This is a genomic window from Escherichia sp. MOD1-EC5950 (assembly GCF_002965345.1).
Classification (GTDB): domain Bacteria; phylum Pseudomonadota; class Gammaproteobacteria; order Enterobacterales; family Enterobacteriaceae; genus Escherichia; species Escherichia marmotae.
Genome location: NZ_PTSR01000015.1, coordinates 36,818 through 47,547, shown reverse-complemented (window position 1 = coordinate 47,547; position 10,730 = coordinate 36,818). Strand labels below are relative to the sequence as shown.

At 50.3% G+C, this 10,730-nt stretch carries 13 protein-coding genes, 1 pseudogene and 1 other annotated feature; of the genes and pseudogenes, 9 read left to right on the top strand and 5 right to left on the bottom strand.

Translation table 11 applies throughout. From position 1 onward, the window contains the following. The first annotated feature begins 55 nt into the window (after positions 1–55). Positions 56–1,348 (top strand): MFS transporter, encoded by a 1,293-nt coding sequence (locus tag BEA93_RS15260; RefSeq protein ID WP_000354284.1) that lies wholly within the window; start codon positions 56–58, stop codon positions 1,346–1,348. Here the strand turns inward: BEA93_RS15260 and cbrA are convergent. Further along, positions 1,309–2,409 (bottom strand): colicin M resistance lipid reductase CbrA, encoded by a 1,101-nt coding sequence (cbrA, locus tag BEA93_RS15255; protein ID WP_105224720.1) that lies wholly within the window; start codon positions 2,407–2,409, stop codon positions 1,309–1,311. The two genes, BEA93_RS15260 and cbrA, sit on opposite strands and share 40 nt — an antisense overlap. A 100-nt stretch (positions 2,410–2,509) precedes the next feature. Between cbrA and BEA93_RS15250 the strand changes: the two genes are divergently transcribed. After that, positions 2,510–3,724: a DUF3748 domain-containing protein gene (locus tag BEA93_RS15250; RefSeq protein WP_061090990.1), complete on the top strand. Its 1,215-nt coding sequence runs from the start codon at positions 2,510–2,512 to the stop codon at positions 3,722–3,724. 1 nt (position 3,725) lies between these two features. On the opposite strand, the gene BEA93_RS15245 is transcribed toward BEA93_RS15250, so the two are convergent. After that, the gene (locus BEA93_RS15245) at positions 3,726–4,058 is read right to left on the bottom strand and encodes a YceK/YidQ family lipoprotein (RefSeq protein WP_010377863.1); all 333 of its coding nucleotides are present in this window, start codon (positions 4,056–4,058) and stop codon (positions 3,726–3,728) included. A gap of 238 nt (positions 4,059–4,296) precedes the next feature. Further along, positions 4,297–4,369 (top strand) — a sequence feature (ROSE (Repression Of Heat Shock gene Expression) occurs in the 5'-region of heat shock genes and acts as an RNA thermometer to modulate expression.). Here BEA93_RS15245 and ibpA point away from each other — a divergent pair. The 3 genes from ibpA to BEA93_RS15230 all read left to right on the top strand — a co-directional run bounded on the left by ibpA (position 4,363) and on the right by BEA93_RS15230 (position 7,173). Next, positions 4,363–4,776 carry a small heat shock chaperone IbpA gene (gene ibpA / locus BEA93_RS15240; RefSeq protein ID WP_001243437.1) on the top strand — a complete coding sequence of 138 codons (414 nt, stop codon included), beginning with the start codon at positions 4,363–4,365 and terminating at the stop codon, positions 4,774–4,776. It overlaps the preceding feature by 7 nt. A gap of 111 nt (positions 4,777–4,887) precedes the next feature. Then, positions 4,888–5,316, top strand: a complete 429-nt coding sequence (gene ibpB, locus BEA93_RS15235) for a small heat shock chaperone IbpB (RefSeq protein ID WP_001243426.1) — start codon at positions 4,888–4,890, stop codon at positions 5,314–5,316. Between the two features lie 195 nt (positions 5,317–5,511). Further along, complete coding sequence (locus BEA93_RS15230) at positions 5,512–7,173, top strand: putative transporter (protein ID WP_001279777.1); 1,662 nt, start codon at positions 5,512–5,514, stop codon at positions 7,171–7,173. Here BEA93_RS15230 and BEA93_RS25325 read toward each other — a convergent pair. Next, positions 7,170–7,253 (bottom strand): annotated as a pseudogene (locus BEA93_RS25325) (GntR family transcriptional regulator); the annotation flags it as partial. The gene BEA93_RS15230 and the pseudogene BEA93_RS25325 sit on opposite strands and share 4 nt — an antisense overlap. After that, on the bottom strand, positions 7,250–7,699 hold the full coding sequence (gene yidI, locus BEA93_RS15225; RefSeq protein ID WP_000511286.1) for a protein YidI: 450 nt from the start codon (positions 7,697–7,699) through the stop codon (positions 7,250–7,252). The pseudogene BEA93_RS25325 and the gene yidI, both read right to left, overlap by 4 nt. A gap of 106 nt (positions 7,700–7,805) precedes the next feature. Between yidI and BEA93_RS15220 the strand changes: the two genes are divergently transcribed. The 3 genes from BEA93_RS15220 to BEA93_RS15210 are packed head-to-tail and all read left to right on the top strand — an operon-like array spanning position 7,806 to position 8,999. After that, positions 7,806–8,153: a YidH family protein gene (locus tag BEA93_RS15220; RefSeq protein WP_000703955.1), complete on the top strand. Its 348-nt coding sequence runs from the start codon at positions 7,806–7,808 to the stop codon at positions 8,151–8,153. Continuing rightward, the gene (locus BEA93_RS15215) at positions 8,143–8,505 is read left to right on the top strand and encodes a DUF202 domain-containing protein (protein WP_001113441.1); all 363 of its coding nucleotides are present in this window, start codon (positions 8,143–8,145) and stop codon (positions 8,503–8,505) included. Before BEA93_RS15220 ends, BEA93_RS15215 begins: the two co-directional genes overlap by 11 nt. After that, on the top strand, positions 8,502–8,999 hold the full coding sequence (locus tag BEA93_RS15210) for a radical SAM protein (protein ID WP_000148082.1): 498 nt from the start codon (positions 8,502–8,504) through the stop codon (positions 8,997–8,999). The genes BEA93_RS15215 and BEA93_RS15210 overlap by 4 nt, the downstream gene beginning before the upstream one ends. Before the next feature lie 7 nt (positions 9,000–9,006). On the opposite strand, the gene emrD is transcribed toward BEA93_RS15210, so the two are convergent. Continuing rightward, complete coding sequence (gene emrD / locus BEA93_RS15205; RefSeq protein ID WP_105224714.1) at positions 9,007–10,191, bottom strand: multidrug efflux MFS transporter EmrD; 1,185 nt, start codon at positions 10,189–10,191, stop codon at positions 9,007–9,009. A gap of 403 nt (positions 10,192–10,594) precedes the next feature. Here emrD and ivbL point away from each other — a divergent pair, with 403 nt between their 5' ends. Beyond that, positions 10,595–10,693 carry an ilvB operon leader peptide IvbL gene (ivbL, locus tag BEA93_RS15200; RefSeq protein WP_001300753.1) on the top strand — a complete coding sequence of 33 codons (99 nt, stop codon included), beginning with the start codon at positions 10,595–10,597 and terminating at the stop codon, positions 10,691–10,693. The last annotated feature ends 37 nt before the right edge of the window (positions 10,694–10,730 follow it).

Below are 10,730 nucleotides of genomic sequence, written 5' to 3'. Positions count from 1 at the left end.
CTTACAGGGCATGGTGAGCGGCCTCGCTATGCCCAAAATCAGGAGATAGCTCGCTATGGATATTCCCGTAAATGCAGCAAAGCCGGGGCGTCGGCGTTATCTGACGTTGGTGATGATTTTTATTACGGTAGTGATTTGTTATGTCGATCGCGCCAACCTGGCCGTGGCTTCCGCCCATATTCAGGAAGAGTTCGGTATTACTAAAGCCGAAATGGGCTATGTATTTTCGGCCTTCGCCTGGCTTTATACCTTATGTCAGATCCCCGGCGGTTGGTTTTTAGATCGCGTGGGTTCACGTGTGACTTATTTTATTGCGATATTTGGCTGGTCGGTGGCGACATTATTCCAGGGATTTGCCACGGGCTTAATGTCATTAATTGGTCTGCGGGCGATAACCGGTATTTTCGAAGCGCCCGCTTTCCCGACCAATAACCGTATGGTGACCAGTTGGTTCCCGGAACATGAACGTGCTTCTGCCGTTGGTTTTTATACCTCTGGTCAGTTTGTCGGTCTGGCGTTTCTGACTCCGCTGCTGATCTGGATTCAGGAGATGTTGAGCTGGCACTGGGTGTTCATTGTCACCGGCGGTATCGGCATTATCTGGTCGCTGATTTGGTTTAAAGTTTACCAGCCGCCGCGCCTGACTAAAGGCATCAGCAAAGCTGAGCTGGATTACATTCGTGATGGTGGCGGTCTGGTGGATGGCGATGCGCCGGTGAAAAAAGAGGCGCGTCAGCCGTTAACGGCAAAAGACTGGAAACTGGTGTTCCATCGTAAACTGATCGGCGTCTATCTCGGGCAATTTGCGGTGGCGTCTACGCTGTGGTTCTTCTTAACCTGGTTCCCGAACTATTTAACCCAGGAAAAAGGGATAACGGCGTTGAAAGCGGGCTTTATGACCACGGTGCCATTTCTCGCTGCGTTTGTCGGTGTACTGCTCTCAGGATGGGTAGCGGATCTGCTGGTGCGGAAGGGCTTTTCGCTGGGCTTTGCGCGTAAAACACCAATAATCTGCGGCTTGTTGATCTCCACCTGCATTATGGGTGCTAACTATACCAATGACCCGATGATGATTATGTGTCTGATGGCGCTGGCATTCTTCGGTAACGGTTTTGCTTCGATTACCTGGTCGCTGGTCTCTTCTTTGGCACCGATGCGCCTGATTGGTTTAACCGGCGGGGTGTTTAACTTCGCCGGTGGTTTGGGGGGTATCACCGTTCCGCTGGTGGTGGGTTACCTGGCGCAGGGTTACGGTTTTGCACCTGCACTGGTTTATATCTCCGCCGTCGCGTTGATTGGCGCGCTCTCTTACATCCTGCTGGTAGGCGATGTGAAGCGCGTTGGGTAATCTCTCAACTGTGGAATATGTGCAATGCCACTGCGCATAATCCACTTTCTTAAGGCCGGTGCGGTCAGGCATCGGCTTTTCAGGATCTTACCGTAGAGTTTTAAACGCAGTTTGCGGGTGGCGCGCCAGTAAGCGGCATTGATTTTCTCCGGCTGCTTCAGTAGCACCGAACGCAGTATTTCCGCGCTATCCAGCGCATAGCTAATCCCCTCCAGCGAGCTGGCACTGATAAATCCCGCTGCTTCGCCAATAAGAAAAGCATTGTCTTTACCGCAGACAAAATCCTGCCAGCGTGAGGGAAACAACACGGTGCATTTTTCACTTTTCACCGCTTTGCCAAACTGGAACTGAAAGGCGTTCATTTTCTCTTTCAGCGCCGCAAAACGCGCCTGGCCGTCTTTCATCGGATAGGCACCGCCAAAAATAAAATAACCGTCTTTGCTGATACTCCATGAGTAACAGTCAGTTATCGCATTATCAAAGATACAGGAGTAGAACGGCGTCGGATGTTTCTCTGTGAACCACTGCTGGATAGCGACATATTTACGAATCTGATGATCCGGGTAGAGATGTCGTCGCACCATCGAGTTTGCACCATCAGCACCGACCAGATAGCGGGCAGTAATGTGTTGCTCCCAGCCATCGGCGCGAAAAATAACATGCCATTTATCATCCTCACGCCAGATTTTCCGGCACAGGCTGTCGTGGTAAACCTCAACGCTGGTGGGGATCAGCGATTTCATCCACAAGTCGAAGGCATGACGATTAATATTGATATAGCTTCGCTGGTAGTTACGCGTGAGCGATGCTGTGACGTCGACGGTTTTGACGCTGAAAATCTGTGGGTTGGCGATCACATCGACAGGGAGCGTTAGCCCGTCGCGAATAAAAGAACGCTGCGCGTCCGGTGCCAGCAGACCACCGCAAGGTTTGCTGAAACCTTCTGTACCGCACTGGTGCTTTTTATCCAGTGCAATCACCTGCATTTTTCCTGCTAACTGCCGCGCCAGTGCGGAACCCGCCGGGCCGAGGCCGATAATCGCTACGTCAAAATGTTCCATCTTTTTACTCACATTCATCACGATGGCAAAAGACTATTGTCTGAAAGTGAAGTCCTTGTGAAGTATGATGGCGGAAACCGTTTTGTATCAGGATCACGCCATGAAACAACTCACCAACGCTTCACGAAACCACCTGCTCACCAATACCAACACCTGGACACCCGATAGCCAGTGGCTGGTATTTGACGTGCGGCCTTCTGGCGCGTCGTTTACCGGCGAGACAATTGAGCGTGTGAATATTCATACCGGCGAGGTTGAAGTTATTTACCGGGCGTCACAGGGTGCACACGTTGGCGTGGTGACCGTTCATCCGAAGCTGGAGAAATATGTCTTCATCCACGGCCCAGAAAATCCTGATGAAACATGGCATTACGATTTCCATCACCGCCGCGGCGTGATTGTTGAAGGCGGAAAGATGAGCAATCTCGATGCCATGGATATTACCGTTCCGTACACTCCTGGGGCGCTACGTGGCGGCAGTCATGTACATGTCTTTAGCCCGAACGGTGAAATGGTGAGTTTTACCTATAACGACCATGTACTACATGAATGCTGCCCGGCGCTGGATTTGCGAAACGTCGGGGTTGCGGCACCGTTTGGCCCGGTTAACGTACACAAACAGCATCCGCGCGAATACAGCGGCAGCCACTGGTGCGTGCTGGTAAGTAAAACCACGCCCACGCCGCAGCCGGGCAGTGATGAAATCAATCGCGCTTATGAAGAGGGATGGGTCGGAAACCACGCGCTGGCGTTTATTGGCGACACACTTTCGCTGAACGGCGAGAAAGTACCGGAGCTGTTTATTGTAGAGCTGCCACAAAATGAAAACGGCTGGAAAGCGGCTGGTGAGGAGCCGTTAAGCGGCACGGAATCAACCCTGCCAGCGCCGCCGCGTGGTGTCGTGCAGCGACGTTTAACCTTTACTCACCATCGTACTTACCCAGGGTTAGTCAACGTTCCACGCCATTGGGTGCGTTGTAACCCACAGGGGACGCAAATCGCGTTTTTAATGCGTGACGATAACGGTATTGTGCAATTGTGGCTTATCTCCCCACAGGGCGGCGAACCGCGCCAGTTAACCGATAACAAAACGGATATTCAGTCAGCGTTTAACTGGCATCCGTCAGGAGAATGGCTGGGTTTTGTGCTGGATAATCGTATTGCCTGTGCACATGCGCAAAGCGGTGAAGTTGAGTATTTAACCGAAAATCACGCCAACCAACCTTCGGCAGACGCCGTGGTCTTCTCGCCAGATGGTCAATGGCTGGCGTGGATGGAAGCTGGCCAGTTGTGGGTCACCGAAACTGGCCACTAATTCAGTTCGTTGGCATTCGGGCTGGTGGAATGACGGCATTGATGGCCTGCGCGTCGGCTTCACTTTTTTCCACGCGAGAGCGCACTGAACTGTCTTTGCGGAATGCATCCCACGGCAGTAAAAGCGTGTCCATAACAGCGGTAAACGGCATATCAAGAATCACCAGTGACTTAGTGCCCCAGTTGGTTTCATTGTCACCAATCATGGTGGCGCTGGCACGGGTGCCAGGGTATGTTCCCTCTTTGCCCCCTGTATGGGACATCACGCTGGAACATCCTGTCATTAACGCCATCCCGCTGCACATTAAGAGTGCTAACAACACATTTCTTATCATAATAAATTCATCAGTTGATCGTTGGTGTTGGCATGATGTGTTATAGCGATCCCTTGCTGAAAATAACATCATCATCATGTCGCACTGTGGCGGCTATCGCACTTTAACGTTTCGTGCTGCCCCTCAGTCTATGCAATAGACCATAAACTGCAAAAAAAAGTCCGTTGGAAAGACTTGAAAAGTGCATATCCAGACCCATTTTTATACCGTAGCCGATGAGAACGCGCCTGATGGGTGTTCTGGCTATCCGACCTGTCCATTGTGGAAGGTCTTACATTCTCGCTGATTTCAGGAGCTATTGATTATGCGTAACTTTGATTTATCCCCGCTTTATCGTTCTGCAATTGGATTTGACCGTTTGTTTAACCACTTAGAAAACAACCAGAGCCAGAGTAATGGTGGCTACCCTCCGTATAACGTTGAACTGGTAGACGAAAACCATTATCGCATTGCTATCGCTGTAGCTGGTTTTGCTGAGAGTGAACTGGAAATTACCGCCCAGGACAATCTGCTGGTGGTGAAAGGTGCTCACGCCGACGAACAAAAAGAGCGCACCTATCTGTACCAGGGCATCGCTGAACGCAACTTCGAACGCAAATTCCAGTTAGCAGAAAACATTCATGTTCGTGGCGCTAACCTGGTGAACGGTCTGCTGTATATCGATCTCGAACGCGTGATTCCGGAAGCGAAAAAACCGCGCCGTATCGAAATCAACTAATTCTCTAAGGCCGCCTGGCGCGGCCTGGCAACTTCATGCTCGCCGTCAGGGAGCATATGCGAATCCTCGGATTTGCAGGTACTTACTCGCTTCTTAGAAGGAGAAATGACTATGCGTAACTTCGATTTATCCCCACTGATGCGTCAATGGATCGGTTTTGACAAACTGGCCAACGCACTGCAAAACGCCGGTGAAAGCCAGAGCTTCCCGCCGTACAACATTGAGAAAAGCGACGATAACCACTACCGCATTACTCTTGCGCTGGCGGGCTTCCGTCAGGAAGATTTAGATATTCAACTGGAAGGTACTCGCCTGAGCGTAAAAGGCACGCCGGAGCAGCCCAAAGAAGAGAAAAAATGGCTGCATCAAGGTCTTATGAATCAGCCTTTTAGCCTGAGTTTTACGCTGGCAGAAAATATGGAAGTCTCTGGTGCAACCTTCGTAAATGGTTTGCTGCATATTGATTTAATTCGTAATGAGCCTGAACCCATCGCAGCGCAGCGTATCGCTATCAGCGAACGTCCCGCGTTAAATAGCTAATTAGCTATTCTTTTTGCCCCGCCAGCCTGGTGGGGCTTTTTTTATTTACCATCTTCAACAATGTGTTAATTTTCGCCAATTTAAGATGTTCCTGCACTCTCTTTCCCGTGATAATGTGCGCCATAAGGCAAATCTGCTTCACCGATTCAGCCATAATCCATAGCAATTAAAATGTTATCTCAAGAGAAATGGACGATGAGTGATATAGCATTAACAGTCAGTATTCTGGCTTTGGTGGCGGTCGTCGGTTTGTTTATCGGCAACGTCAAGTTTCGCGGCGTTGGATTGGGCATTGGCGGCGTACTGTTCGGTGGGATCATCGTCGGCCATTTTGTTTCACAGGCTGGGATGACATTAAGTAGCGACATGCTGCATGTTATCCAGGAATTTGGTCTGATCCTGTTCGTTTACACTATCGGCATTCAAGTGGGGCCGGGATTCTTTGCCTCGTTGCGTGTCTCCGGATTACGCCTTAATTTGTTTGCCGTTTTGGTTGTCATCATCGGTGGCCTGGTCACCGCCATCCTGCATAAATTGTTCGATATCCCACTTCCCGTGGTGCTGGGGATTTTCTCCGGCGCGGTCACCAATACGCCAGCGCTGGGCGCAGGTCAGCAGATCTTACGCGATCTCGGCACACCGATGGAGATGGTTGATCAGATGGGGATGAGCTATGCGATGGCGTATCCATTCGGCATTTGCGGGATTTTGTTCACCATGTGGATACTGCGGGTTATTTTTCGCGTCAATGTTGAGACGGAAGCCCTGCAGCACGAGTCGACACGAACCAACGGCGGTGCGCTAATCAGGACGATTAATATCCGTGTTGAGAATCCTAATTTGCATAATTTAGCCATTAAAGATGTGCCGATTCTCAATGGCGATAAAGTTATCTGCTCGCGATTGAAACGAGAAGAAACCCTAAAAGTACCTTCGCCAGAGACCATTATTCAGTTGGGAGATTTACTGCATCTGGTGGGGCAGCCTGCGGATTTACATAATGCACAACTGGTGATTGGTCAGGAAGTGGATACTTCGCTGTCGACGAAAGGCACCGATTTGCGTGTCGAACGCGTGGTGGTCACCAATGAAAATGTGCTCGGCAAGCGTATTCGCGACCTGCATTTTAAGGAGCGCTATGATGTCGTCATTTCGCGACTGAATCGTGCCGGGGTTGAACTGGTCGCCAGTGGCGATATTAGCCTGCAATTTGGCGATATCCTCAACCTGGTTGGACGCCCGTCGGCTATTGATGCCGTTGCCAATGTATTAGGTAATGCGCAGCAAAAACTGCAACAGGTTCAGATGTTACCCGTGTTTATTGGTATCGGTCTTGGCGTGTTGTTAGGCTCCATTCCGGTGTTCGTGCCAGGATTCCCGGCGGCGTTGAAGCTGGGGCTGGCGGGTGGTCCGCTGATTATGGCGCTGATCCTTGGACGTATCGGCAGTATCGGTAAGCTGTACTGGTTTATGCCGCCAAGTGCCAACCTGGCACTGCGCGAACTGGGTATCGTACTGTTCCTTTCAGTTGTTGGTCTGAAATCCGGCGGCGATTTTATCCATACATTGGTTAATGGCGAAGGGCTAAGTTGGATAGGCTATGGTGCATTGATTACCGCGATTCCGCTGATCACAGCCGGCATTCTGGCGCGGATGTTAGCCAAAATGAATTATCTCACTATGTGTGGGATGTTGGCGGGTTCAATGACCGATCCACCGGCGCTGGCGTTTGCCAATAATCTTCATCCAACCAGTGGTGCAGCGGCTCTCTCTTACGCCACGGTGTATCCATTAGTCATGTTTCTGCGCATCATCACACCCCAGTTACTTGCGGTGCTTTTCTGGGGCATCGGTTAACCCTTTTCCGGGTGGAGTCGCCGTAAATGGTACTCCACCCGGTATTCACAGGCGTTTCTGAACATTACTGAGTTACTTAAACCAGTGAACCACCGGTCAGGAAAGAAAAGATCAGGAATATCAGCACAATTCCACAGATGATGCCGATACCAAAAAGCAAGGTATGGAAAGCCAGCGTCCCGCTACCAAAAAACAGTGCACCGCGAATGCTCCAGCGATTTTCTTTACGCATACCGGCAACAAACGCGCAGAGTAGCGCGGCAATGGCCAGGGCGATACCGCCGTGATCGAGGATTTTATCGACATCAACGTCCTCTTTTTTCTGCGTCGTGGTGATTTTTTCGCCTTTTATTCCGGCGAGAAGACCTCTTTTAATTTCCGCCGTTTTTTCTGCAATAACGCTTTCCAGCGTTGGCGGCGGCGTGGAAAAAGGGCCGAATGAAAAGTGGATAATGCCCATTATTAAAGCGATAGCACCGAACAGCATACCCAGTGAACTGATTTTATTTTGCGCTATGATACCCATCTGACCTCCTTGTAGCGGATGGCAAGCATATCAGGAAAGCGCCGGACGACATTCCTAAAAATAGACGAATAAGACATCGCTATTGCGAAACGACTAAGGAGCCATAGTGAAAATTTCCCGACTCGGAGAAGCGCCCGATTACCGTTTTTCTCTGGCTAATGAGCGTACCTTTCTGGCGTGGATCCGAACTGCGCTGGGTTTTCTGGCGGCAGGTGTTGGACTGGATCAGCTTGCACCGGATTTCGCCACGCCGGTCATTCGCGAACTGCTGGCATTGTTGTTGTGTCTGTTTTCCGGCGGGTTAGCGATGTATGGTTACCTGCGCTGGCTACGTAACGAAAAGGCGATGCGTCTGAAAGAAGATTTACCCTACACCAACAGCTTATTAATCATTAGCTTAATATTGATGATTGTGGCGGTGATCGTTATGGGACTGGTACTGTATGCCGGATAGCCGCAAAGCCAGACGGATTGCCGACCCGGGTCTTCAGCCGGAACGCACATCGCTGGCATGGTTTCGCACCATGCTGGGTTACGGTGCGTTGATGGCGTTGGCAATCAAACACAACTGGCATCAGTCAGGCACATTGTTCTGGATTTCTATTGGCATCCTTTCCTTTGTGGCATTGATCCTCTGGCGCTATACCCGCAATCGCAATTTAATGGATGTCACTAATAGCGATTTTTCCCAATTTTACGTAATCCGTGACAAATTTATGATCTCCCTCGCGGTGTTATCTCTTGCAATACTGTTTGCTGTAACGCATATACATCAAATTATCGTATTAATTGAGAGAATCACATGACAGGAAGTCAGGTTAGAAATGCTGAAGAGGACAGGCACAAATTGGTTATAGAGTATAAAGACGCTCTGCAACCTGCCGATTTTTATCAAAATTTCAAACAGCGAGGCATCCGCTCCGTGCAACTTATTCCCCACATTGAATTTGATGACCGGGGCGAGCTGACGGCAGCTTCGATGACAGAGGAGCTGTGGGGGCAATTTTTAATTGCCCTGTTCGAGTGTTGGGTGCGGGCAGATATCAGTCGTATATCAATTGAGCTTTTCGACGCCACCCTGCAAAAATGGTGCAGGAGCGAAAAACTGCAACCCCGGCGAGGCTGTCAGGGATGTGACTGGCATCGTCTTTGCCCACAAGCATGGGATGATCAGCCGGACGACGTGCTTTGTGCTGGCTATCAAGCTTTTTATTCCCACTCGGCACCGTACATGCGGGTGATGCGCGACTTGATAAAGCAGCATCGTTCTCCCATGGAGTTGATGACGATGCTGCGGTGATGCGAGCTTAAATGGCCTGCCCCTGGTGTGATATCCGCGTTGCCAGCGGCAGCCAGCAAAGCACAATCAATAACCCCATTAAGGTCATCAACAGCCCCAGACTTCCCTGACCGGTTTGCGGCAGCATCGCAGAGAGCGACGCCAGTACGCCGGAACCAATGTTTTGCAGGCCGCCAACCAGTGCGCCAGCAGTACCTGCCAGGAATGGAAACGGCTCCATCGCGCCGCTGGTGGCCAGCGGAAATAGCATTCCGGCACCAAAAAAGAACAGCGCGGCGGGAACGAGTAGTGTCCAGACATTCATCACGCCAAACCAGCCAGGGATCCACATCATCAGTCCTGCCAGCAGGCAACAGATAACTGACTGCCACATTAACGAAGAGAACCGTTTATTCGGGCGTCCGGCAAACCATGCGCCGAAAAATGCCGCCGGGATTGGCAGAATAAATAAAATACTGACCGTCATACTGCTCAGCCCTAATACTGCGCCCATCAACACACCAGAACAGGCTTCGAAAGCGGCAATTCCTGCCAGACCGCCAATAAGCATCAGTAAATAGCAGTTAAAACCGCCGTTACCGAAAAGAGTTTTATAACTGGTCAGTAGGCGCGTGCGTGGCGCATCGACAGGGCGCGTTTCCGGCATCCAGCGCGCCATACTGAACGTCACACCGGCACAGAGCACCAGCAAAAACAGGTAACAGGCCCGCCAGTTCCACATGGTATTCAGCAGACCGCCAATTAATGGCGCAAGCAAAGGGCTGACGAGAATACCCATATTTAACATGCTATTAGCGTGACGTAGCTGTGTCCGTTCATATAGATCACGCGGTAATGTACGCGCCATCACACCACCGACACCGGTTCCCATTCCCTGCATTGCGCTGGCAGTAATTAATACCGTCAGGCTGGAGGTGGTGACCGCCACCAGCGTTGCTAACATAAAAATGGACATTCCGACGAGGATCACCGGGCGGCGACCCACACGGTCGGAAATTGGGCCATAAAACAGTTGTGAGACACCGTAGGTCAGCAGATACGCGCCCATTACGCTCTGCACCGCCCCTTCACGGACGTTGAGATCGCGCGCCATATCGGCAATAGCTGGAATATAAATAGTTTGTGCCATCTGACCGACAGCCACGAGTAATACCAACATCAATAATAAATTGATGTTTCTATGCGTTTTCATTATCACAGATGCTTATATAAGAATATTTAGAATAAGTTGCTACGCATTCCAATAAATGCGGGAGAGGAATCTATCACATTGATAAATGTTAGCCAGATATATATATGGAATGATGAATAACGAAGCGGCAGAATATATAAACAACAGCGGCAATAAATGTTTCCGGAATGGATTGTAGTTTAAATAAATTCTGTAGATACGATGCGTCAGCATCGCATCGACACGAATCTGCCAGCAGAATGTAAAAGATCACCTCCTCAGGAGGTAGTCTTTTACTTCTTACGCTTCAGTACAAAACGTGATCAGTCCCTCATTTTTTCCCTGATGAAAAATTTTCCATTGTCTCTCCTGTAAACCTGTGCTTGTATAAATATTGTTAAACACAAAACAAACAAGGTCCCCAATGACTACTTCCATGCTCAACGCAAAACTACTACCAACTGCGCCATCCGCCGCAGTGGTCGTCGTGCGTGTGGTGGTGGTCGTCGGCAATGCGCCGTAGGGACTGGAACAACACACGATTCCAAAACCCCGCCGGC

Bases quoted from the DNA above. Each gene is read 5' to 3' on its own strand.
- BEA93_RS15260 (WP_000354284.1), top strand. From the start codon at position 56: ATGGATATTCCCGTAAATGCAGCAAAGCCGGGGCGTCGGCGTTATCTG.
- cbrA (WP_105224720.1), bottom strand. From the start codon at position 2,409: ATGGAACATTTTGACGTAGCGATTATCGGCCTCGGCCCGGCGGGTTCC.
- BEA93_RS15250 (WP_061090990.1), top strand. From the start codon at position 2,510: ATGAAACAACTCACCAACGCTTCACGAAACCACCTGCTCACCAATACC.
- BEA93_RS15245 (WP_010377863.1), bottom strand. From the start codon at position 4,058: ATGATAAGAAATGTGTTGTTAGCACTCTTAATGTGCAGCGGGATGGCG.
- ibpA (WP_001243437.1), top strand. From the start codon at position 4,363: ATGCGTAACTTTGATTTATCCCCGCTTTATCGTTCTGCAATTGGATTT.
- ibpB (WP_001243426.1), top strand. From the start codon at position 4,888: ATGCGTAACTTCGATTTATCCCCACTGATGCGTCAATGGATCGGTTTT.
- BEA93_RS15230 (WP_001279777.1), top strand. From the start codon at position 5,512: ATGAGTGATATAGCATTAACAGTCAGTATTCTGGCTTTGGTGGCGGTC.
- yidI (WP_000511286.1), bottom strand. From the start codon at position 7,699: ATGGGTATCATAGCGCAAAATAAAATCAGTTCACTGGGTATGCTGTTC.
- BEA93_RS15215 (WP_001113441.1), top strand. From the start codon at position 8,143: ATGCCGGATAGCCGCAAAGCCAGACGGATTGCCGACCCGGGTCTTCAG.
- BEA93_RS15210 (WP_000148082.1), top strand. From the start codon at position 8,502: ATGACAGGAAGTCAGGTTAGAAATGCTGAAGAGGACAGGCACAAATTG.
- emrD (WP_105224714.1), bottom strand. From the start codon at position 10,191: ATGAAAACGCATAGAAACATCAATTTATTATTGATGTTGGTATTACTC.
- ivbL (WP_001300753.1), top strand. From the start codon at position 10,595: ATGACTACTTCCATGCTCAACGCAAAACTACTACCAACTGCGCCATCC.